The 21,256-nt window shown below is 74.0% G+C and carries 22 protein-coding genes; 15 read left to right on the top strand and 7 right to left on the bottom strand.

Going from position 1 to position 21,256, the window contains the following annotated elements; translation table 11 throughout:
• Nucleotides 1-54 precede the first annotated feature (54 nt).
• Nucleotides 55-711, top strand: coding sequence for a response regulator transcription factor (locus JWP64_RS27030; RefSeq protein ID WP_297502700.1), 657 nt, complete (start codon nt 55-57; stop codon nt 709-711).
• A 12-nt stretch (nt 712-723) separates the two neighbouring features.
• Entirely contained in the window at nt 724-1,992 is a 1,269-nt protein-coding gene (locus JWP64_RS27035; RefSeq protein WP_297502702.1) for an ATP-binding protein, read from the top strand.
• A 15-nt stretch (nt 1,993-2,007) separates the two neighbouring features.
• On the opposite strand, the gene JWP64_RS27040 is transcribed toward JWP64_RS27035, so the two are convergent.
• On the bottom strand, nt 2,008-2,523 hold the full coding sequence (locus tag JWP64_RS27040; protein ID WP_297502704.1) for a GtrA family protein: 516 nt from the start codon (nt 2,521-2,523) through the stop codon (nt 2,008-2,010).
• 79 nt (nt 2,524-2,602) lie between these two features.
• Between JWP64_RS27040 and JWP64_RS27045 the strand changes: the two genes are divergently transcribed.
• Nucleotides 2,603-3,829, top strand: coding sequence for a 5-(carboxyamino)imidazole ribonucleotide synthase (locus tag JWP64_RS27045; protein ID WP_297502706.1), 1,227 nt, complete (start codon nt 2,603-2,605; stop codon nt 3,827-3,829).
• Entirely contained in the window at nt 3,822-4,340 is a 519-nt protein-coding gene (gene purE / locus JWP64_RS27050; RefSeq protein WP_297502708.1) for a 5-(carboxyamino)imidazole ribonucleotide mutase, read from the top strand. Before JWP64_RS27045 ends, purE begins: the two co-directional genes overlap by 8 nt.
• Before the next feature lie 551 nt (nt 4,341-4,891).
• Here purE and JWP64_RS27055 read toward each other — a convergent pair.
• Nucleotides 4,892-5,578, bottom strand: a complete 687-nt coding sequence (locus JWP64_RS27055) for a TetR family transcriptional regulator (protein ID WP_297502710.1) — start codon at nt 5,576-5,578, stop codon at nt 4,892-4,894.
• A gap of 95 nt (nt 5,579-5,673) precedes the next feature.
• Between JWP64_RS27055 and JWP64_RS27060 the strand changes: the two genes are divergently transcribed.
• On the top strand, nt 5,674-6,831 hold the full coding sequence (locus tag JWP64_RS27060; protein ID WP_297502712.1) for an acyl-CoA dehydrogenase: 1,158 nt from the start codon (nt 5,674-5,676) through the stop codon (nt 6,829-6,831).
• A 123-nt stretch (nt 6,832-6,954) separates the two neighbouring features.
• On the opposite strand, the gene ilvA is transcribed toward JWP64_RS27060, so the two are convergent.
• From ilvA to JWP64_RS27075, 3 genes are all read right to left on the bottom strand, one after another.
• Complete coding sequence (ilvA, locus tag JWP64_RS27065) at nt 6,955-8,190, bottom strand: threonine ammonia-lyase IlvA (protein WP_297502767.1); 1,236 nt, start codon at nt 8,188-8,190, stop codon at nt 6,955-6,957.
• Between the two features lie 137 nt (nt 8,191-8,327).
• Entirely contained in the window at nt 8,328-9,044 is a 717-nt protein-coding gene (locus JWP64_RS27070) for a TIGR03089 family protein (protein ID WP_297502713.1), read from the bottom strand.
• A gap of 30 nt (nt 9,045-9,074) precedes the next feature.
• Nucleotides 9,075-10,871: an LCP family protein gene (locus JWP64_RS27075; RefSeq protein WP_297502715.1), complete on the bottom strand. Its 1,797-nt coding sequence runs from the start codon at nt 10,869-10,871 to the stop codon at nt 9,075-9,077.
• A 575-nt stretch (nt 10,872-11,446) separates the two neighbouring features.
• On the opposite strand from JWP64_RS27075, the gene JWP64_RS27080 reads away from it, so the two are divergent.
• The 8 genes from JWP64_RS27080 to JWP64_RS27115 all read left to right on the top strand — a co-directional run bounded on the left by JWP64_RS27080 (nt 11,447) and on the right by JWP64_RS27115 (nt 18,731).
• Nucleotides 11,447-12,286, top strand: coding sequence for a tetratricopeptide repeat protein (locus tag JWP64_RS27080; RefSeq protein ID WP_297502717.1), 840 nt, complete (start codon nt 11,447-11,449; stop codon nt 12,284-12,286).
• Nucleotides 12,287-12,311: 25 nt separating this feature from the next.
• Nucleotides 12,312-13,232 carry a glycosyltransferase family 2 protein gene (locus JWP64_RS27085; RefSeq protein ID WP_297502719.1) on the top strand — a complete coding sequence of 307 codons (921 nt, stop codon included), beginning with the start codon at nt 12,312-12,314 and terminating at the stop codon, nt 13,230-13,232.
• 27 nt (nt 13,233-13,259) lie between these two features.
• Nucleotides 13,260-14,330 (top strand): NDP-sugar synthase, encoded by a 1,071-nt coding sequence (locus tag JWP64_RS27090; protein WP_297502769.1) that lies wholly within the window; start codon nt 13,260-13,262, stop codon nt 14,328-14,330.
• A 65-nt stretch (nt 14,331-14,395) separates the two neighbouring features.
• On the top strand, nt 14,396-15,313 hold the full coding sequence (locus JWP64_RS27095; RefSeq protein WP_297502721.1) for a DNA-3-methyladenine glycosylase 2 family protein: 918 nt from the start codon (nt 14,396-14,398) through the stop codon (nt 15,311-15,313).
• 19 nt (nt 15,314-15,332) lie between these two features.
• Nucleotides 15,333-15,815, top strand: coding sequence for a glutathione peroxidase (locus tag JWP64_RS27100; RefSeq protein WP_297502723.1), 483 nt, complete (start codon nt 15,333-15,335; stop codon nt 15,813-15,815).
• A gap of 44 nt (nt 15,816-15,859) precedes the next feature.
• Entirely contained in the window at nt 15,860-16,855 is a 996-nt protein-coding gene (gene cofD / locus JWP64_RS27105; RefSeq protein WP_297502725.1) for a 2-phospho-L-lactate transferase, read from the top strand.
• Nucleotides 16,856-16,860: 5 nt separating this feature from the next.
• Nucleotides 16,861-18,201 carry a coenzyme F420-0:L-glutamate ligase gene (locus JWP64_RS27110; protein WP_297502771.1) on the top strand — a complete coding sequence of 447 codons (1,341 nt, stop codon included), beginning with the start codon at nt 16,861-16,863 and terminating at the stop codon, nt 18,199-18,201.
• Complete coding sequence (locus JWP64_RS27115; protein ID WP_297502727.1) at nt 18,195-18,731, top strand: NUDIX hydrolase; 537 nt, start codon at nt 18,195-18,197, stop codon at nt 18,729-18,731. Before JWP64_RS27110 ends, JWP64_RS27115 begins: the two co-directional genes overlap by 7 nt.
• Nucleotides 18,732-18,750: 19 nt before the next feature.
• On the opposite strand, the gene JWP64_RS27120 is transcribed toward JWP64_RS27115, so the two are convergent.
• A complete protein-coding gene (locus JWP64_RS27120; RefSeq protein WP_297502729.1) occupies nt 18,751-19,524 on the bottom strand; it encodes a site-2 protease family protein in 774 nt (257 codons plus the stop codon).
• Between the two features lie 254 nt (nt 19,525-19,778).
• Between JWP64_RS27120 and JWP64_RS27125 the strand changes: the two genes are divergently transcribed.
• On the top strand, nt 19,779-20,075 hold the full coding sequence (locus JWP64_RS27125) for a WhiB family transcriptional regulator (RefSeq protein WP_297502773.1): 297 nt from the start codon (nt 19,779-19,781) through the stop codon (nt 20,073-20,075).
• A gap of 140 nt (nt 20,076-20,215) precedes the next feature.
• Here the strand turns inward: JWP64_RS27125 and JWP64_RS27130 are convergent, their stop codons facing one another.
• Complete coding sequence (locus JWP64_RS27130; RefSeq protein ID WP_297502732.1) at nt 20,216-20,695, bottom strand: metallopeptidase family protein; 480 nt, start codon at nt 20,693-20,695, stop codon at nt 20,216-20,218.
• Between the two features lie 197 nt (nt 20,696-20,892).
• Here JWP64_RS27130 and JWP64_RS27135 point away from each other — a divergent pair, with 197 nt between their 5' ends.
• Nucleotides 20,893-21,243: a DUF3499 domain-containing protein gene (locus JWP64_RS27135; RefSeq protein ID WP_297502775.1), complete on the top strand. Its 351-nt coding sequence runs from the start codon at nt 20,893-20,895 to the stop codon at nt 21,241-21,243.
• Nucleotides 21,244-21,256: the final 13 nt, after the last annotated feature.

Genomic DNA, 21,256 nt, shown 5'->3' on the forward strand with positions numbered 1-21,256 from the left:
TCGGAGAACCTTGCCACCACCCCCGCCACGCGCCGCAAGGCATAAGCTCCCGACGTGACCACGGTCTTGTTGGCCGAGGACGACGCCGCCATCGCGGAGCCGCTCTCCAGGGCCCTGCAGCGCGAGGGCTACCAGGTCGACGTCGCCCCCGACGGCGTCGTCGCGCTCGACCGCGTCCGGGAGGGAGGCATCGACCTCCTCGTCCTCGATCTCGGGCTGCCCAAGATGGACGGCCTCGAGGTCTGCCGGCGGATGCGGCCGGACTTCCCGGACCTCCCCGTCCTCATGCTGACCGCCCGCACGGACGAGGTGGACTTCGTCGTCGGCCTGGACGCGGGCGCGGACGACTACGTCGGCAAACCGTTCCGGCTCGCGGAGCTGCTGGCCCGGGTCCGGGCGTTGCTGCGCCGGCTCACCCCCGAGACGGTCGACGTCGGCGGCGTGCGGATGGAGCTCTCCGGCCGCCGCGTGCTCGTCGACGGACAGGAGATCGCTCTGGCGAACAAGGAGTTCGAGCTGCTGCGGGTGCTGATGCTGCGCTCCGGGCAGGTCGTGACGCGGGAGGAGATCCTCCGCGAGGTCTGGAACGACCCGGACATGAAGACGTCGAAGACGCTGGACATGCACATGTCGTGGCTGCGTCGCAAGATCGGTGGGGAGCGCCGGATCGCGACCGTCCGCGGTGTCGGCTTCCGCTTCAACCACGACTGACCCGGCCAGCAGATGCGCCGCCGGATCCTCCAGTCCACCCTCCTCGTCGTCGCGATCACCGCACTCGTGCTGGGCGGGCCGCTCGCCGTCACGACCTGGCAACTCGTCGAGGACATCACCCGGGCGGACCTGACGTCGCGGCTCGAGGTGATCGCGGAGCGGCTCGAGGAGCAGCCGAGCGCCGTCGACCCGTCGACCCTCGCGCTCGCGGTGCCCGTCACCGGCCGGCTGACCCTCGAGCGGCCGGGGGAGCCGAGCCGCTCGTTCGGGGCGGACACCGGCGCTGACCCGGTGACCGAGACGCTGCCCTTCGCGCTCGGCGGGACGATCACCCTCACCGAGCCGCGGTCGATCATGCGGACACAGCAGGTGCAGGTCACGGTGATCGTGCTCCTGCTGGTGGTGATCTCCATCGGTGCCGGGACGATCGTCGCGACGCTCACCGCCCGCCGGCTCGCCGACCCGCTCCGCGACGTCGCGGACCGGGCCGCCCGGCTCGGCGCCGGGGACTTCCGCCGCACCCCGCACCGGCACAACATCCCCGAGCTGGACCGCGTCTCGGACGTCCTGGACACCTCCGCGACGGCGCTGGCCGAGCTGGTGCAACGGGAACGTGCGCTGGTCGGGGACGTGTCCCATCAGCTCCGCAGCCGGATCACGGCCCTGACCCTGCGCCTCGACGAGCTCGCCGCGCACCCGGACCCCGACGCCCGCCGTGAGGCGCTCGCCGCCCTCGAGCAGACCGAACGCCTCTCCGACGTCCTCGACGAACTGCTCGAGGCGTCCCGCGCGGCTCGAGCAGCCGGCGCGGAGCCGATGGACCTGCGGGAGGGGCTCGCGGCCGTCGTCGAGGAGTGGCGGCCCGCGCTGGTGCAGGCGGGCCGGACGTTGCGGCTGCGGGTGCCGGAGGGGCTGCTCGCCCGGGTCACGCCCGCGCGGATCCGGGAGGCCGTCGGCGCGCTCGTGGACAACGCGACGCAGCACGGCGGCGGGACCGTCACGATCAGCGCGCGGTCCGGGGACTCCCTGCTGGTGGTCGAGGTGAGCGACACCGGCCCCGGCATCCCCGAGGAGCTCGTGCCGCACGTGTTCGACCGGGGGGTGTCGGTGCAGTCGTCGACCGGCCTGGGGCTCGCCCTGGCCCGGGCGCTCGTCGAGGCGGACGGGGGCCGCCTGGAGCTCTCCCGCGCCAGGCCGCCCACGTTCACGATCTTCCTACCGGCGGCGAGGGCCGACGACGTCGTGGCCGCCCCGCGCCCCCCGACGGCAACCCCTCGCTGAGGCGGGCCGCGAGGATCAGGGTGTGGCGCCCGGCACCTGACGACGGACGTTCTCGTCCGGGAAGACGAACCGGCGGAACGCCCACCAGCGGAAGGCCATCCCGACCAGGGTCCCGACGATCTGGCCGCTCACGAAGTCCGCGACCTCCTGGGTGAGCAGGGAGACCTCGGGGATCTGCAGGTGCAGCAGGTAGCGGGAGACGGCCAGCGGGGCGGAGTAGACGCCCACGCCGATGCCGCTGACCAGGAAGAACAGCAACGCCTCGTGATGCTTCTCCCGGCCGCCGCGGGTGCGGAAGGACCACTCGCGGTTCATGACGTAGGACACGATCGTCGCGATCAGCACCGCCATGATCTTCGCCGTGAGCGGTTTGGTCTCGAGGACCGTGCTCTTCAGGAGAAGGAAGACCGTGGTGTCGATGATCCACGTGGTGCCGCCGACGAAGGCGAACTTCACCAGCTCACGGTGCTTGATCGCGAGGTCACGGTACGGCTGCGGGATGCGCGCCAGCGCCGTTTCCACCAAGGACACTCGGCCGATCGTGCCAGACGACCGAACTCCCCGAGCGCTCGGCCGGGCCCGCGCTTCGCTCGGCTAGGCTCCCCGGACCGTGAGCACCCCCCGTGACTTCCCCGTCGTCGGCATGATCGGCGGCGGGCAGCTGGCCCGGATGACGCACCAGGCCGCCATCGCCCTCGGCCAGACGCTGCGCGTGCTCGCCGCCGGGCCGGGCGAGCCCGCCGCGCTGGTCAGCCCGGACGTCGTGCCCGGATCGCCGGACTCCCTCGACGACCTCCTCGCCCTCGCGAAGACCTGCGACGCCGTCACGTTCGACCACGAGGGTGTGCCGCAGGAGCACCTGCGTGCGCTCGTCGAGCGGGGGGTGCCCGTCCGGCCGGGCCCGGACGCGTTGCTGCACGCGCAGGACAAGCTCGTCATGCGCCGTCGGCTCGCCGGGCTCGGGATCGCGGTCCCGCCCTTCGCGGCCGTGGAGAGCCCCGCGGACGTCGAGGCGTTCGGCGCGGAGCACGGCTGGCCGGTGGTGCTCAAGGCCGTCCGCGGCGGGTACGACGGGCGCGGCGTCTGGTTCCTGCAGGCCCCGGACCCGGACCTGGTCGCCGAGCTGCTGGCGGCGGGGACGCCGCTGATGGCCGAGCAGGCCGTGGTCATGCGTCGGGAGCTCGCCGCGCAGGTCGCGCGTTCGCCGTTCGGGCAGGCCGCGGCGTGGCCGGTCGTCGAGAGCATCCAGGAGAACGGGCAGTGCGTCGTGGTGCTCTCGCCCGCGCCCGGGATCTCCGAGGACCTGGCCCTTCAGGCGCAGGGCCTCGCCCTGCGGATCGCCCGCGAGCTCGACGTCACCGGCCTGCTGGCCGTCGAGCTGTTCGAGACGGACGCGGGGCTGGTCGTGAACGAGCTGGCGATGCGGCCGCACAACTCGGGGCACTGGACGATCGAGGGCGCCCGCACCTCGCAGTTCGAGCAGCACCTGCGGGCGGTCCTGGACTACCCGCTCGGCTCGACCGCGCCGACCGCGCCCGCCGTCGTCATGGCGAACGTGCTCGGGGCGGACGTGCCGCCGTCGATGACGGTCGACGAGCGGATCCACCATCTGTTCGCCCGCTTCCCGGACGTCAAGGTCCACCTGTACGGCAAGGGCGAGCGGCCGGCCCGCAAGGTCGGGCACGTGACGGCGCTCGGCCGGGACATGTCGGAGGTCCGGCGGCGGGCCGAGCTCGGGGCGCACTGGCTCTCGACGGGCGAGTGGTCCGACGGCTGGTCCGTGCACGACGGGGCGGCCGTGTCCGTCCCCACGACGACGGGAGACCGCAATGACTGACCCCCAGGGCCTGCCGGCGCAGGTGGGCGTGATCATGGGCAGCGACTCGGACTGGCCCGTCATGGGCGCGGCCGGCGAGGCGCTCGCGGAGTTCGGCGTGCCCTACGAGGTGGGCGTCTACTCCGCGCACCGGACCCCCCAGCGCATGCTGGACTACGCGAAGGACGCTGCCGGCCGGGGCCTGAGGGTGATCATCGCCGGGGCCGGCGGCGCGGCGCACCTGCCGGGCATGGTCGCGTCCGCGACGCCGCTGCCGGTGATCGGCGTGCCGGTCCCGCTCAAGGTGCTCGACGGGCTGGACTCGCTGCTCTCGATCGTGCAGATGCCGGCCGGGGTCCCGGTGGCGACGGTCGCGGTGGGCAACGCGCGCAACGCGGGCCTGCTCGCGGTGCGGATCCTGGCGGCGTCGGACGAGGCGCTCCGGGCCCGGATGGAGACCTTCCAGGCCGAGCTCGAGCAGATGGTGCTGGACAAGGACGCGGCTCTCCGGTCGGCTGTGCGCAACGGATAGCGGGACCCGTCGGCCGGAAGAACGGCCGGGGTCAAGGACGCCCGGACCGTGCTCGCCACGGTGTGAGGAGGCCGCGCGAAAAAGTCGTGGCGGACTCCCGGATCGCGGTCGTAGGCTGGCTGTACATGGGAGAGGAGGTGGTCCAGCGTTGATTAGCAACAGGACTCGTGAGGTGGCTGTCCGCTAGCACCGCGGGACGTTTTCTCGACGGCCGTGGAAGTCGGTAGGTGCCGGCGAATTCCAGGCGGTCACCGTGATCCCCGGGTCCGAGCCCGTCCAGCTCGGCTTGCGCACCGTTTCCGGTGCGGCCCGGGGATCATCCATGTCCGGATCCGTTCCGCCGCGCGAGCGGCTCCAGCGTCAGGCCACGCCGACCGCCGCCCCCGGCCCGTGGCTCGCGGCCTCCGCGACCAGCTCGCGCAGCACGTCGACGTCCACGTTCGCCAGGCTCGTGAACCGCACGCAGGACTTCCCGATCGACGCCTTCGGCAGCCGCTCCCGGTACGTCTCCGCGAGGTAGCCGACCTCGGTGGCAGCAAAGGGATCCGGAGTCAGGAGCTGCGCCGCTCCAGGTTCCGGGCCGCCCGCTCGAGCCGGCGCGTCACGTCCTCGAGGCCCACCGGGGCGTCGAGCGGGAGCATCTCCGCGACCTTCCGGAAATGGGCCACGCACTCCTGCGCGCCCTCCGCCGTCGCCCCGTCCGCGAGCCAGCGCCGCAGCGCCTGGTTGTGCGCCGCGACCACCGCGGCTGCGGTGACGGCCGCCCGCAGGTCCCCGTCCGGGACGTCGGCCAGGCGCAGGCCCAGCTCGCGGGTGAAGAGCCGCCGGTAGTGGTGCACCATGGCCGCCTCGCGGTCCCGCAGCGCGGGCACCTCGTGGACCAGGGCGAACCGCTTGCGGGCGGTCCCGGAGTCCGTCAGGTAGAGGTCGAAGACGGTCTCCCCGGCGCGCAGCACCACGGACAGCAGCGGCTCGGTGGGATGCGCGTCGGCGAACACCGCCGCGATCCGGGCGAGGCCCAGCTCGTGGTCCGGGGAGACCGCGTCCTCCTTGCTGCGGACGTAGCGGAAGAAGGTCCGGCGGCCGACGCCGGCGGTGGCGGCGATGTCGTCGACGGTCGTCTCGTCGTAGCCCTGGTCCGTGAACAGGTCCACCGCGGCGGTGACGAGGTCACGACGGATCTCCGCGCGGCCCTCGGCCGAGCGCCCGCGGCGCACCTGGGGCGCGGCCTCCGTCATGGCACGCAGGGTAGCAGCGGGATTGCGAGATGGCACGCAGTGCCGTTACGGTGAGGTCGCACCGGACACCGACGCGGGACGAGGAAGTTCAGACGATGCAGAACGCCGACTTCGACACCTACCGGCTCAGCGACGAGCACGAGGCCCTGCGGGACGCGGTGCGTGCGCTGGCGGAGAAGGAGATCGCGCCCTACGCCGCCGACGTCGACGAGCAGGCGCGCTACCCGATCGAGGCGCAGGAGGCCCTGACCAAGGCGGGCTTCCACGCCGTCCACATCCCCGAGGAGTACGGCGGCGAGGGGGCGGACGAGCTCGCGGCGTGCATCGTGATCGAGGAGGTCGCGCGGGTGTGCGCGTCGTCGTCGTTGATCCCGGCGGTCAACGGCCTGGGCTCCGTGCCGATCCTGCTCTCGGCCTCCGAGGAGCTCAAGCAGAAGGTCCTGCCGTCGATCGCGTCGGGCGAGGCGATGATCAGCTACGCGCTGAGCGAGCGCGAGGCGGGTTCGGACGCCGCATCCATGAAGACCCGCGCACGCCGGGACGGGGACGACTGGGTGCTCAACGGCACCAAGGCCTGGATCACCAACGCGGGCATCTCCACCTGGTACACGGTCATGGCCGTGACGGACCCCGAGAAGAAGGCCAACGGCATCTCCGCCTTCGTCGTGCACAAGGACGATCCCGGCTTCGACGTCGGCCCGAAGGAACGCAAGCTCGGCATCGCCGGCTCGCCGACCCGGGAGGTCTACTTCCAGGACTGCCGCATCCCCGGGGACAGGATCATCGGGGCCGAGGGCACCGGCTTCAAGACCGCGCTCGCGACGCTGGACCACACCCGCCCGACGATCGGCGCGCAGGCCGTCGGCATCGCCCAGGGCGCGCTGGACCAGGCGATCGCCTACGTCAAGGAGCGCAAGCAGTTCGGCAAGGCCGTCGCGGACTTCCAGGGCGTCCAGTTCATGATCGCGGACATGGCGATGAAGGTGGAGGCCGCGCGCCAGCTCGTCTACGTCGCGACGTCGCGCGCCGAGCGGGGCGAGAAGAACCTCGGCTTCATCTCCTCCGCCGCCAAGTGCCTGGCCAGCGACACCGCGATGCAGGTGACCACGGACGCGGTGCAGCTCTTCGGCGGCGCCGGCTTCACCAAGGACTTCCCGGTGGAGCGGATGATGCGGGACGCGAAGATCACCCAGATCTACGAGGGCACGAACCAGGTCCAGCGGATGGTCATGGCCCGCTCGCTCCTGCGCTGACCGCCGCCCCGCCGCTCCCGCGAGTCGGCACTTCCGGTCGTCCGAAACGCACATCTCGGTAGCGCTCGGGATGTGCGTTTCGGCATTCCGGAAGTGCCGACTCGCGGGGGATCGGGGGATGCGTCAGAGGATGAAGCGGAAGAGCGGGGAGTCCGGGGGAATCCGCTCGATCTGGGGCGGGGCGGCCTCCATCCGGGCCAGCAGGGCGTCCAGGTCCGTGGGGTCCCCGAGCTCCAGGCCGACGAGCGCGGGCCCGGTCTCCCGGTTGCTGCGCTTGATGTACTCGAAGAGCGTGATGTCGTCGTCCGGGCCCAGGACGTCGTCCAGGAAGCTGCGCAGCGCGCCCGGCTCCTGCGGGAACTCCACCAGGAAGTAGTGCTTGCGCCCCTCGTGGACGAGGGCCCGCTCGACGACGTCCGCGTACCGGCTGACGTCGTTGTTGCCGCCGGAGAGCAGGCAGACCGTCGTCGAGCCGTGCGGGATGTCCAGCTGCTCGAGCGCGGCGGGGGCGAGTGCGCCCGCGGGCTCGGCGATGATCCCGTCGGCCTGGTAGAGCGCCAGCATCTCGACGCAGATCCGGCCCTCGGCGACGGGCTCCAGCACGACGCCGGAGTCCCGCACGATCGGGAACGTGACGTCCCCGACGCGGCGCACCGCGGCCCCGTCGACGAAGGGGTCGACGTGCGGGAGCGTCGTCGGGCCGCCCTCACGCAGGGCCGCCGCCATGCTCGCCGCACCGGCGGGCTCGACGCCGACGACCCGGACCTCCGGGTGGCGTTCCCCCAGGTAGGCGACCGTGCCGGCGAGCAGGCCGCCGCCCCCGACGGGGACGATCACGGTGTCCGGCGGGTCCGCCAGCTGGCCGAGGACCTCGCGGATGACGGTGCCCTGCCCGGCCACGGTGCGCTCGTCGTCGAAGGCGGGGACGAGCGTGGCGCCGGACTCGGCGGCGTCCTTCGCCGCGGCGGCCGCGGCGTCGTCGTAGGTGTTGCCGATGACGATGACCTTCACGACCTTGCCGCCGAGCCGCGCGACCCGGTCCCGCTTCTGCCGCGGCGTGGTGCGGGGCAGGTACACCCGCGCCTCGACGCCCAGGCGGGAACACGCGAACGCGACGCCCTGGGCGTGGTTCCCGGCACTCGCGCAGACGACGCCCCGGGCCTTCTCGGTGTCGTCGAGCTGGGCGATCAGGTTGTACGCGCCGCGGATCTTGTAGGACCGGACGGGCTGCAGGTCCTCGCGCTTGATCCACACCTCGCCGCCGACGGCGTCCGAGAGCCGGGCCGAGATCTGCAGCGGGCTCGGGCCGATCACGGCGCGCAGCCGCTCGGCGGCGGCGTCGACGTCCACGGCGGACACGGAGCGGGCAGCAGCCCTGGGATCAGCACCTGCGGTGCTGGTGGGAGGCACGGCGGTCACGCCCTACACGGTGCCACGCGCCGCGTTCCTCCCGTGCACCGCCCGCACTCCCCGCGTGCGGGGCGGCGCGGGCACCCTCAGAGCCGGGTGCTGCACTTCTCCGCGACGTAGCGTCGGTCCAGGGCGGCGTCCTCGGGATGGGCGACCTGCACCAGCGAGGCCCCGGCGGCGAGCACGGCGAGGAGCCCGTCGCGCAGCCCGTCGAGGGTGGTCCACTCCCGGGTCGAGAGGACCCGGTCCGTGGCGGCGAGTCCCAGGGCGTCGACCCGGTCCCGGGCCTCCGCGAGGACCTCCGCGACGGTGCGGCCGTCGAGCGCGGTCGCGGCCTGTGTCACCGGCTCCCAGGGGACGAACGCGTCGGGCTGGAGCCGGACCTCGGTGGCGAAGTCCACGACCCCGGCCGGCAGCCCGTCGATCCCGCGGCCGAACGCGTCCATCGACAGCGCCACCACCCCACCCGACGCCTTCGCGGCGAGCGCGAGGTCGACCCGGTTCGCGTCGCACAGCACCAGGTCCGCGCCGTCCGGGTCCGCGGTGACCTCGGCGCCGCAGGACCACACCGCGAGCAGCACCGCCGCCGTCTGCCAGTGCGCCGGCAGCAGCACCGCGACCGAGCCCCCGGGCTCGAGGTCGCACTCGTCGCGCAGCAGGTTCGCGGCCTTCGCGGCCCAGTTGGCGGCGGTGACGGCGGAGAGTTCGATCCGCTCGCCGGTCGCGTCGTCGTAGAACGTGATCAGCGGCCGGGCCGGGTTCGTCGCGAGGATCGGGTCGAGCAGGGCGTCGGTCAGGGACACGGATGTCCTCTCAGCGGATCGGACTCGGACTCAGTCGATGCACGGTACGCCGCCGGCGTTGATCGCCGGCCCGGCGTCCGGCGCGGGTGCCGACGTGGCCGCCGCGGGCGGCGCGACCGCGGCGGTGGGCGCCTCGAAGTCCGTGCCGAGCAGCACCTGCACGTGCCCGGACGCGACCCCGTCCGCCTGCTCGACCCCGATCCCGCCGAGCTTCGCCGCGACCGCCCGGGCCGCGGCGTCGCCGTCGGACCGCGCGTAGCGGACCACGGAGGTCGTGCGGCTCGGCGCGTTCTCGACGCGGCCCTCGACGAAACCCGCGGCGGTGAGCGTGCCCGCGACCTGAGCGGCCAGCCCGGTGGTCCCGGAGCCGTTGCCGACGTCCGCGGTGACGGCCGCCGGGTCGACATCGGGGGTTTCCTCCGATGTCGGCGTCTCCTCGGGCTTCTCGTCCGCGGGGGTCGTCTGCTGCTCGACGAAGCTCTTGACCTGCGCGGGATCGACGAGCACGACGTCACCGCGGTCGTTCGTCGCGCCGCCCTGCGTCGGGATCGTCAGGAAGTTCAGGTTGCCCGCCGCCAGCCCGGAGGCCTGCCGCGCGAACGCGAGGAGGTCCCACCCGGAGTCGACGACCAGGGACTTGTGGGCGACGTCGATGAGCCCCGACAGCGTCGACGGGTTCGTGAGCGTCCCGCTCGACAGGGTCTTGTCCGCGACGGCGGCCAGGAACACCTGCTGGCGGCGGATCCGCGAGAGGTCCCCCTCGGGCAGGCCGTGCCGCTGGCGGACGAACGAGAGCGCCGCCGCGCCGGAGACCGTCTGCGGGCCGGCGGGGAAGTTCGCGCCGGAGAAGCCGTCGTTCACCGGGTTCCGCAGGCAGACGTCGACGCCGCCGATCGCCTCGGTCAGGTTGTAGAAGCCGAGCAGGTTGACCTCGGCGTAGTGGTCGATCCTGAGGCCGGTGAGGTCCTGCACGGTCTGGATCAGCGCGCTGCGCCCGGCGGCCGACGACTCGCTGTCGAGCTCCTTGGGGTTCAGCCCCCCGGCCCTGACCAGTTCCTCGGACCGGAGCGCCTTCGTCACCGGATAGGCCGCGTTGATCTTGTCCGTGCGGTAGCCGGGGATGTCCACGTAGCTGTCGCGGGGGATGGAGAAGGCCGTCGCGCTGCCGCCGTCGTCGGGCACGTGCAGGACGATGATCGTGTCCGAGTTCAGCACGCCGCTGCTCTCACCGCCGTGCAGCTGGTCGAGCACCTCACGGGGGAGCGGGTTGCCCTGGGCGTCCGTGCGGCTGTCCACGCCGACGAGCAGGATGTTCTGTTCCCCGGAGTTCGCGCCGCCGGTGATGACGTTCGTGGTCGTCAGGCCGCCGGTGATGTCCCGGTAGAGCCCCCACGCGGACCCGGTCAGGGCGAGGACCAGCGCCGACAGGCCGCAGACGGTGATCCGGGCGCGACGGCGGAGGCGCACGGCGCGGGGCTCGGGCAGCGGCGACGTGGCCGGCCGGGGACGGGACGGGCGGGTGGGCGGCCTGCCGCCGCCGGCCCCGGTGCCGGACTTGCGGGCCGGGGGACGGGGCGGGACGGCGCGGGTCGCGCCCGTTCCCGGCTTCCGGCGGGGCGGGTCGGCCCGCCCGCCGGAGCGGACCGACGGGGAGGCACCGGAGGACGGGGCGGAGCCGGAGCGGGCCGGGGTGGAGCGTGAACCGGTCTTGCGGTCGAGCGGGGAGTCGCGGGCCGGGGCGCGGCGCTCGGACGGCGTCCGGCGCTCGGCGGCGGGAAGCCGGTCCGAGGACGAGCCCTTGTCGGCGGCCGGGCGCCGGCCGGGCACGGAGCGGCGGTCGGCCGTCGATCCCCGGTCTGCCGGGGGATGCCGTTCCGCTCCGGAGTCGTCCGAGAGCGTCCCGTCCCACCCGAACAGCGACGCCCCCGCGGACCTGCGTCCGCGTCCGGAACCGGACGCGGAGCGGCCGGACCCTCGCTCGACCATGCCACCACCCCTCGTCGTCGATCCACTTCACCCGTCCGGCGCCGCCCCAGGGTGCAGTATTTCGCCCCGGCCCACGGCGTTTCGTCCGGCGTGTCGCGGCGTGCCACCCGTCCTACCCCACCGTCGGGGAGGCCCGGTCACCGCCACCCGCCGCGGGACCCGGACCGGGTGCCACGGCACGTCGTCCGTGGTGGCCTACCAACGAAGCCTTCCCCGCAGCCCGCGCGGCCAGGCCGGAGTGGACGGTCCGGCGCGGTGGGTGAGCTTCATGACAGTCCGTCGCGAAACGCGATCGATTCATTACTTCCGGCGACCGTCGGACGCCTGGCCGACGATCACCGCACTCCCCTTCCGGGCGACGAAGCGGGCATTCGGATGAGACCATCGTCTCGCCCGTCCACCCGAGGGAGCCGCCAGTGTCGGAGACCGCGCAGTCGCTGTCGGCGCAGGGCCGCGCGCTCCTCGATGCGGGTCGTTCCGCGGACGCGGTGGAGGTGCTCCGCCAGGCCGTGGCGTCCGGCGAGGAACCGGCACCGGACCTCCTCGCCCGCGCCTACCTGGACAACGGCAGCTGGGTCGCGGCCGCGGACTGGCTCGGCGCGCTCGTCGAGAGCGGGCGGGTCGAGTTCGCCGGGCGCCTCGGCGTCGCGCTCGCGGAGCTGGGGGACGCGGCCGGGGCGGAGGACGCCTTCCGGGCCGCCGTCGAGTACGGCGAGCTCGCCGCGGCCAACGACCTCGCCATCCTGCTGCGGGACCAGAACCGCTTCGGCGAGGCCGTGCAGATGCTGACCCGCGCTGCCGAGCAGGGGGACCGGCAGGCCCCGGACAACCTGACGGCGCTGCACCTGGAGGCCGGGGACCTGCCCGCGGCGATCGAGGTCGCCGAGCGCTGGGTGTCGGACGACCGGCCGGACACGGTCGTCGCGCTCGCGGACGTGCGGGCGGCCGCCCGCCGCGACGACGAGGCGGACGAGCTCTACCGCCGAGCGGCCCACCTCGGTGCGTTGCGCGCCCACACCGCCTACGGGACGTTCCTGCTCACCTCCGGCGGCGACGTCGACGGCGCGGAACGCGAGTTCCGCGCGGCGGTGTGGCACAACGAGTCCGGCTCCTCCTACGCCCTCGCGCAGTTCCTGATCGACACCGGCCGTCCCGACGAGGCCCGCTCGCACCTGCAGGTCGGCATCGACCACGGAGACCGCAACGCCCTCCAAGCCCTCGCCGAACTGGACGGAGAGGACCTGACGGACGACTGACCGGAGCCCGTTAGGGTCCTCGGCCATGGAACCGGGACGGCCGCACGAGGGGCCGACACAGCACGAGGGGCCGGGGCAGGGCGTGCGGACCTACGGCGACGAGCTCGCCGTCGTCACCGTCACGTACTCGCCCGGGGGGACCCTCGACGCGTTCCTGGACTCCGTCCCGAAGGCCACGACCCGCCCGGTGCGGGTGATCCTCGCGGACAACGGCTCGGTCGACGGCGCCCCCGAGCGCGGCGCCGAGCGCGACGGCGTGGACCTGCTGCGGATCGGCGAGAACGTCGGCTACGGCACCGCGGCCAACCGCGGGGTCGCCGAGCTGGGCGACGAGGTCGGCTGGGTCGTCGTCGCCAACCCGGACCTGGTCTTCGGGCCGGGCTCGCTGGACGAGTTGCTGGCCGTCGCCGCCCGCTGGCCGCGGGCCGGTGCGCTGGGCCCGCTGATCCGCGGCGCCGACGGGCACGTCTACCCGTCGGCGCGGCTGCTGCCCTCGCTCGGCCGCGGGGCCGGGCACGCCGCGCTCGGCACGGTGTGGCCGGACAATCCCTGGACACGCTCCTACCGGCAGGAGGACGCCGAGCCCGTCGAGCGGACCGCGGGCTGGCTCTCCGGGTCCTGCCTGCTGTTGCGGCGTACGGCGTTCGACTCCGTCGACGGCTTCGACCCGCGCTACTTCATGTACTTCGAGGACGTCGATCTCGGCGATCGGCTGAACCGGGCGGGCTGGCGAAACGTCTACGCACCGTCGGCCGAGGTCGTCCACACGGGCGGTGTCTCCACGTCGAAGGCCGACGTGTCCGCCCGGATGCTCACCGAGCACCACCGCAGCGCCTACCGCTACCTCGCCGACCGCAACGCCGGTGTCCTGCGGGCCCCGCTGCGGGCGGTCCTGAAGGCCGGGCTCACCGCACGCGCACGATCCGCGTCACGCCGACCGGCCTGACCCACCCGACGAGAGGACCCACTCGTGCTGGACGACGTCGAAGCCGTCGTGCTAGTCGGGGGCAAGGGCACCCGACTGCGCCCGCTGACCCTGTCGGCGCCGAAACCCATGCTGCCCACCGCCGGTGTGCCGTTCCTGGCGCACCTGCTCTCGCGCATCCGCGCGGCCGGGATCCGCCGGGTCGTCCTGGGTACCTCGTACCTGGCCGAGACCTTCGCGGACCACTTCGGCGACGGCGAGTCGCTGGGCCTCGACCTCACCTACGTCGTCGAGGACGCCCCGCTGGGGACCGGCGGCGGGATCCGCAACGTCGCCAAGCACCTGACGACGGACCACGTGATGATCTTCAACGGCGACGTGCTGTGCGGGACGGACCTCCGCGCCGTCGTCGACACGCACCGCAGGACGGAGGCGGACGTCACGCTGCACCTCGTCCGCGTGCAGGACCCGCGGGCCTACGGCTGCGTGCCGACGGACGGGGACGGGCGGGTCACGGCGTTCCTGGAGAAGACCGAGGACCCGCCGACGGACCAGATCAACGCCGGCTGCTACGTCTTCCGCCGCTCGGTGATCGACTCGATCCCCGAGGGCCGGCCGGTGTCCGTGGAGCGGGACACGTTCCCGGGGCTGCTGGAGGCGGGCTCGCGGGTGTCCGGACACGTCGACAACGCCTACTGGCGGGACATGGGCACCCCCGGGGACCTCGTGCACGGCTCGTCGGACCTGGTCCGCGGCGTGGCGCCCTCGGCGGCCCTGCCGGGGCCGACCGGGGAGTTGCTCGTCCTCGAGGGCGCGGAGATCTCCCCGGACGCCTTCGTCTTCGGCGGGACGACCGTCGGCCGCGGGGTCCGGATCGGCGCGGGCGCGCGGGTGGAGGGCTCGATACTCTTCGACGGCGCTGTGGTCGAGCGCGGCGCGATCGTCGAGACCTCGGTGGTCGGCGCGGGCGCGACGGTCGGCGAGTCCGCGAAGGTCCGGGACACCGTGATCGGGGACCGGGCCGTGATCGGCGCGCACTGCGAGCTCAAGGGCGGCATGCGGGTCTGGCCGGACATCTCCCTGCCGCCCCACGGCGTGCGGTTCTCCCCGGACGTCTGACACCCCCCGTGCGCGGATAACGTTGTTCGGGCGCGGCCTTCCGCGCACGAGCACCGGAGGTGGGGATGATCGAGCGGGAGTGGCTGCCGCCGTACCCGCTGGACCTCCCCGGTGTCCTGCTCCCGCTGCGCCGCGGCCGGGGCGACCCGACCTGGCGGTCCATGGCGGACGGGCACGCCATCTGGCGCACCTCCACCACCCCGGACGGCCCGGCGACGCTCCGGCTGCACCGCCGGGGCGACGGCACGGTCGTCGCGGCGGGCTGGGGTCCCGGCGCACAGTGGGAGCTCGAGGGGCTCCCCGCGCTGCTCGGCGTGGACGACCGGCCGGAGGACTTCCGGGCCCACCACCCGCTGATCGTCGACGCGGCGCGCCGGATGCCGGGGATGCGGCTCGGCGCGACCCGCCGGGTCTGGGACCAGCTCGTCCCCGCCGTCCTGGAGCAGAAGGTCACCGGCACCGAGGCGCACCGCTCCTGGCGCGAGCTGTGCCGGCGCTTCGCGGACCCTGCGCCCGGCCCGGCCGAGCTGGTGCCGAAGGGCATGCGCGTCCCGCCCACGCCCGCGCAGATCCGGGACGTGCCGGACTGGGAGTGGCACAAGGCCGGGGTGGACTCCGCGCGGCGCCGCGCGATCCTGGCCTGCGCCGCCGTCGCCCACCGGCTGGAGAAGGCCGTGGAGCTGCGCGGCGAGGAGGGCCGGATCCTGCTGCGCCGCATCCCCGGGATCGGGGTGTGGACCGCCGCCGAGATCGCGCAGCGGGCCTGGGGCGACCCGGACGCCGTCAGCTTCGGGGACTTCCACATCCCGACGGTCGTCGGCTGGGCGCTGGTCGGCCGTCCCCTCGACGACGCCGGCATGCTGGCCGAGCTCGCGCCCTACGTCCCGCAGCGGCACCGCGCGGTGCGCTACGTGGAGGCCTCGGGCTTCAGACGGCCGAGATTCGGCCCACGGTTCTCCGCGCGGGACTACCGCGCCATGTGACGCGCGTAGCGTCCGGCACGTGGCTCTCCTCGACACCCAGATCGCCGCCCTCGACGGCGGAACCCTCCCGGACCTCGACGGCAAGGCCGTCCTCGTCGTCAACGTCGCCTCGAAATGCGGGCTGACGCCGCAGTACACGGGCCTGGAGGAGCTGCAGGAGAAGTTCGCCGGCCGCGGCTTCACCGTCCTCGGCGTGCCCTGCAACCAGTTCGGGGGGCAGGAGCCGGGCAGCGCGGAGGAGATCGCGACCTTCTGCGCCACCTCCTACGGCGTCAGCTTCCCGATGACCGAGAAGGTCGACGTCAACGGCCCCGGCCGGCACCCGCTCTACGCCGCGCTGGCGGCCACCCGGGACGCCGCGGGCGAGGCCGGGGACGTCCAGTGGAACTTCGAGAAGTTCCTCGTCGCACCGGACGGCACCGTGGCGGCCCGCTTCCGCCCGCGCACCGAGCCCGGATCCGACGAGGTCGTGTCGGCCGTCACAGCTGTGCTCCCGAAGTAGCGGCTGCGCACCGGATCGTCGGCCCGCCGACGTAGCCTGGCCGCGTGAAGGTCACGGTGCTGGTCGGCGGGGTGGGCGGGGCCCGGTTCCTGCTCGGGGTGAAGGCCGCGCTCGGCCTGCCCGCGGTGGGTCCTGGGGAGTCCGGGCACGAGATCACCGCGGTGGTGAACGTCGGGGACGACATCTGGCTGCACGGGCTCCGGATCTGCCCGGACCTGGACACCTGCATGTACACGCTCGGCGGCGGGATCGACACCGAGCGGGGCTGGGGCCGCGCCGGCGAGTCGTGGGCGGTGCGGGACGAGCTGATGGCCTACGAGGCCGACCCGACGTGGTTCGGGCTCGGCGACCGGGACGTCGCGACGCACCTCGTCCGCTCCCGGATGCTGCGCGCCGGCTACCCGCTCTCCCAGGTCACCGAGGCGCTCTGCCACCGCTGGCAGCCCGGCGTGCGGCTGCTCCCGGTGACCGACGACCGGGTGGAGACCCACGTCGTGATCGACAACCCGGATCCGGGTCCGGAGGCGTCGCCCCAGATCGCCGTGCACTTCCAGGAGTGGTGGGTCCGGCACCAGGCCAAGCCCGAGGCGCAGCGGTTCGCCTCCGTCGGCGCCGAGACGGCGAAGGTGCTGCCCGAGGCCGCCGCCGCGATCGCCGACGCCGACGTGGTGCTGGTCGCGCCGTCGAACCCGGTGGTCAGCATCGGCGCGCTGATCCAGGTCCCCGGTGTGCCCCAGGCCCTGGTCGGGACGAAGGCGAAGATCATCGGATTGTCGCCGATCGTCGGCGGCCGCCCGCTGCGCGGCATGGCGGACGCGTGCCTCACCGCGATCGGCGTGGAGACCAGCGCCGAGGCCGTCGGCCGTCACTACGGCGGCCGGGGCGAGGGCGGCCTGCTCGACGGCTGGCTCGTCCACACCGGGGACACCGCCGAGGTCCCCGGCGCCGAGACCCGCGCCGTCCCGCTGCTGATGACCGACGTCGAGGCGACGGCCGAGATGGCGCGCGCGGCGTTCGCCCTGGCCGGGGTCACCCCTTGACGGCGATCCCGGACCACGCGGCCGCAGCCGGCCTGCAGATCCTCCCGGTCCACGGCCTGCCCGAGTTCCGCCCCGGGGACGACGTCGCGGCCGCGGTCGCCGGCGCCGCGCCCTGGCTCGCGGACGGCGACGTCGTGGTCGTCACCAGCAAGATCTTCTCCAAGGCCGAGGGGCGGCTCGTCGCCGCGCCGGAGGACCCGGCGGAGCGGGACGCCCTGCGCCGGCGCCTGGTCGACCAGGAGACCGAACGGATCCTCGCCCGCCGCGGGAAGACGTTGATCGTCGCGAGCAAGCTCGGGATCGTGCAGGCGGCCGCGGGGGTCGACGGCTCCAACGTGCGCCGGGACGAGCTCGCGCTGCTCCCCGTGGACCCGGACGCCAGCGCGGGCCGGCTGCGGGCCGAGCTGCGGGAGCGGCTCGGGGTGGACGTCGCGGTCGTCGTCACGGACACCATGGGACGGGCGTGGCGGGTCGGCCAGACCGACGTCGCGATCGGCTCCGCGGGGATGACCGTGATCCACCGCTACGGCGGCGCGGTCGACGCCCAGGGCAACGAGCTGCTGGTCACCGAGGTGGCGCTCGCGGACGAGGTCGCCGGGGCCGCGGACCTGGTCAAGGGCAAGCTCGGCGCGACGCCGGTCGCGGTCGTGCGCGGGCTCGCCAGCCCGGACGACGGGTCCACCGCGCGGGACCTGGTCCGCCCGGTCGACGAGGACATGTTCCGGCTCGGCGCCGACGAAGCCATGGCGCAGGGCCGCCGGGAGGCGGTCCTGATGCGCCGCAGCAGCCGCGAGTTCTCGCCCGAGCCCGTGGATCCCGAGGCGCTCCGCCGGGCCGTCGGTGTCGCGCTGACGGCTCCCGCGCCGCACCACAGCACGCCGTTCCGCTTCGTGCGGCTGGCGGACCCGGCCCGGCGCACCGCGCTGCTCGACGCGCTGCGCGAGCGCTGGCGCGCGGACCTCGCCGCGGACGGCCGGCCCGCCGACGAGATCGAGCGCCGCCTCGCCCGGGGGGGCCTGCTACGGCGCGCGCCCGAGCTGCTGCTGCCCTTCCGCACAGGGGACGGCGCGCAGGAGTACCCGGACGCGGCCCGGACCGCCGCGGAGCGGGACATGTTCACCGTGGCCGGAGGCGCCGCCGTGCAGTCGCTGCTGGTCGCGCTCGCGGCCGAGGGGCTCGCGTCCTGCTGGGTCGGGTCCACGATCTTCGCGGCGGACGTCGTGCGGGCCGAGCTGGGCCTGGCCGCGGACTGGCAGCCGCTCGGCGCCGTCGCCGTCGGGATGCCGGTGGCGCCCTTGGCGCCCCGTCCGGCCGTCGACCCCGGGGTGGGGCTGGTCGAGTGGTAGCCCCGGCGGTCGCGGCGGCCGAGCTCGACGCGTGGACGCCGGGCGACGAGCAGCAGCGCGCGCTCAAGCACGCCCTGCTCGCCTACTGCGCGGCCCGGCCGCAGGACGCCTGCCTGCGCTCCTGCGAGCCCGGGCACCTCACCGCGTCCGCGCTCGTCCTGGACGCGGCCGGCGAGCACACCCTGCTGACCCTGCACCCGCGCGTCGGGCGGTGGATCCAGCTCGGCGGGCACTGCGAGCCCGGGGACGCGTCGTTGCGCGCGGCCGCACTGCGCGAGGCGGGAGAGGAGTCCGGGATCGACGGACTGGAGATCGGCGAGCACCCGCTGCACGTCGACGTCCATCCGGTCACCTGCTCGCTCGGCAGGCCGACCCGGCACCTGGACGTCCGCTACCTGGTGCGGGCCCCGGCCGGCGCGGTGCCGGTGATCAGCGAGGAGTCCGTGGACCTGGCGTGGTGGCCGCTCGACGGGCTGCCGGCGGAAAGCGACACCGTGTCGACGATGGTCGCCGCGGCGCTCGCGCGCTAGCCGTCACCCGCCACGGCCGTCAGCGCCAGAAGAGCAGCAGGCCGTAGCCCGCGCTCGCGAGCTGCGCGTCCCCGCCGACGGCGCCGTAGAGGAACGAGCCGATCGAGAAGAACACCCGGCTGAACCCCGGCAGCCCGATGATCAGCAGGAACAGGACGATCGGGGCCCAGGGCCGGACCTTCGCGCCGAACGCCTGCGCCTGCGGCGAGAGGTAGGGCTCGAGCACCCCGTACCCGTCGAGCCCCGGTACCGGCAGGATGTTCAGCACGAAGGCGAGGACCTGGATCAGGGCCAGGCAGGACAGGCCCGCCGCCAGCCCGACGGGCATCGACACGAACGCGACGGCCACCGTGAGGATCGCGCCGAGCACCAGGTTCGTGGCCGGGCCCGCCAGCGACACCAGGCTGCGGCCCAGCCGGGACCGCAGCAGCCCGTGATTGATCCAGACCGCGCCGCCCGGCAGCGGGATGCCGCCCAGCAGCAGGAACACGATCGGCAGCACGAAGGACCAGCCGATGTCGCTGTAGCGGCGGATGTCCAGGGTCAGGTAGCCCTTGTTCCGGACGGTCGAGTCCCCGTTACGCAGAGCGACGTAAGCGTGGCCGAACTCGTGGAGGCAGAGTGAGACCGCCCACCCCCCGAGGACCAGCAGGACCACGCCCGCGGTCATGAGCGTGGTGGATCCCGTCTCGGCGAAGGCGGTGGTTCCGAAGGCGGCCAGCACCCCTCCGATCACGGCGATCACGATCAGGAGCAGGAACCAGGGACTTATCCGGGCGGACACGCGACGCACTGTGCCAGTGTGCCGAACGGGGGACCAATGGGGTGGATCCCGTCACCCGGATGGCAGCCCCGGGTTGCGTGCCACCGAACGTCAGCGCTGTACTTACGCCGGTGTCATTCGCCGGGCGCGGGGAAGGGGGGCGGGTGAACGAGTTCACGGACACTCTGTTTGCAAGGACGAACACCGGCATCGAGACGACCATGGTCGGGGGTGTCCCCATCGGGGACGTCGCTGGGGGCGGCAGCAGCCTCCGACTGGTCGACATGCTCGACGGGCAGGATGCCGCCGACGAGCAGGACTGGCAGGAACGCGCGCTGTGCGCGCAGACGGACCCGGAGGCGTTCTTCCCCGAGAAGGGCGGCTCCACGCGCGAGGCCAAGCGCATCTGCTCCGGCTGCGAGGTCCGGGCCGAGTGCCTGGAGTACGCCCTCGCGCAGGACGAGCGCTTCGGCATCTGGGGTGGGCTCTCCGAGCGGGAGCGCCGCCGGCTGCGCCGAGGCGGATCGGAGCTGCTCGCCGGCACCGAGATCGTCGCCGGCTCGGAGCACCTGGCCATCTGACCGGCCGGACCGCAACCCTCGTCCGGGGCCGGGTGCTCCGGCCGGGACGGGCGCCGGACCCTGACCGCGTCATGGCTCCACAACGATGATTTCGACGCGCCCCCGACCGCGTCGTGGCTCCATGACGCGGGGGCCGCGGGCTACTCCGAGCCGTCCTCGATCGCGTCCGGTTCGATGTTGAGGTACTCCGCCACCTGCTCGACGAGGACCTCGTGCAGCAGGTCCGCGAGGTCCGCCCCGCCCTTCGCCCGCGACTCCAACGGCCGGCGGTAGAGCACGATCCGGGCCCGCGACGGCAGGCCGTCGGGGTCCACCCCCGCCGGAACGAGCTGGGCCAGCGGCACGCCCGCGTCCGCGAGGACGCCCGTCTCCCACGTGACGTCGTCGGGGGAGGTGTGGACCACCTCGGGCACGTCGTCGACGGCGAGGTCCAGGTCCACGAGCTCCGCGCTCCAGCGCAGCTCGATCGGCTCGAGGGCCTCGAGCACCAGCGCGTCGAACTTCTCGGCGCGGCTGCGGAACGCCGGCGTGTGCACCGGATAGAGCAACCCGCGCAGCCCGCGGCCCCGCCGGTCCCGCCTGCGGGGTGAGCGGCGCAGCGTGCGGCGCGCGGTGGTCACCCGTCGAATATACGACCCGCGCGGCGGCCCGGGGCGTCCCGTCCGCCCCTGGGGCACGGTCCGAAGCGGACCGCCACACGCCACCGCGGTGATCGCCGAGCGGAACCGGGCGGTCGCCGGACGTCTGACGCGAAGCGGGCGCGCGTCGTAGCGAGGCGTCGGGCAGGACAGGCGCTATCGTCACCGACGTGCTGAGTGTGCGGAGGTGTTCGCGGACCGGGTGCACCGAGCTCGCGGTGGCCACGCTCACCTACGTCTACGCCGACTCCACGGCGGTCGTGGGGCCGCTGGCCACACAGGCCGAACCCCATTCCTACGACCTGTGCACGGCGCACGCCCACCGGCTCACCGTGCCGCGCGGCTGGGAGGTCGTCCGGTTCGAAGGCGAGTTCGCCCCGCCGCAGCTCGAGGGGGACGACCTCACCGCGCTCGCCGAGGCCGTCCGGGAGGCCGGCCGGGTGGACCGCGTCGTCGAGGCCGCCGGGCCCGCGCCCGGCACCGGCCGGCGCGGGCACCTGCGGGTGCTCCCGGCGCCCGGCGAGGACTGAGCCACACCCGCCC

It is taken from the genome of Pseudonocardia sp., assembly GCF_025465255.1.
Lineage (GTDB): Bacteria > Actinomycetota > Actinomycetes > Mycobacteriales > Pseudonocardiaceae > Pseudonocardia.

Excerpts from the sequence above, each read along its gene's own strand:
- JWP64_RS27125 (WP_297502773.1), top strand. The coding sequence starts at position 19,779 with ATGCTCGACGGGCAGGATGCCGCCGACGAGCAGGACTGGCAGGAACGC.
- JWP64_RS27055 (WP_297502710.1), bottom strand. The coding sequence starts at position 5,578 with ATGACGGAGGCCGCGCCCCAGGTGCGCCGCGGGCGCTCGGCCGAGGGC.
- JWP64_RS27085 (WP_297502719.1), top strand. The coding sequence starts at position 12,312 with ATGGAACCGGGACGGCCGCACGAGGGGCCGACACAGCACGAGGGGCCG.
- JWP64_RS27095 (WP_297502721.1), top strand. The coding sequence starts at position 14,396 with ATGATCGAGCGGGAGTGGCTGCCGCCGTACCCGCTGGACCTCCCCGGT.
- JWP64_RS27035 (WP_297502702.1), top strand. The coding sequence starts at position 724 with ATGCGCCGCCGGATCCTCCAGTCCACCCTCCTCGTCGTCGCGATCACC.
- purE (WP_297502708.1), top strand. The coding sequence starts at position 3,822 with ATGACTGACCCCCAGGGCCTGCCGGCGCAGGTGGGCGTGATCATGGGC.
- JWP64_RS27060 (WP_297502712.1), top strand. The coding sequence starts at position 5,674 with ATGCAGAACGCCGACTTCGACACCTACCGGCTCAGCGACGAGCACGAG.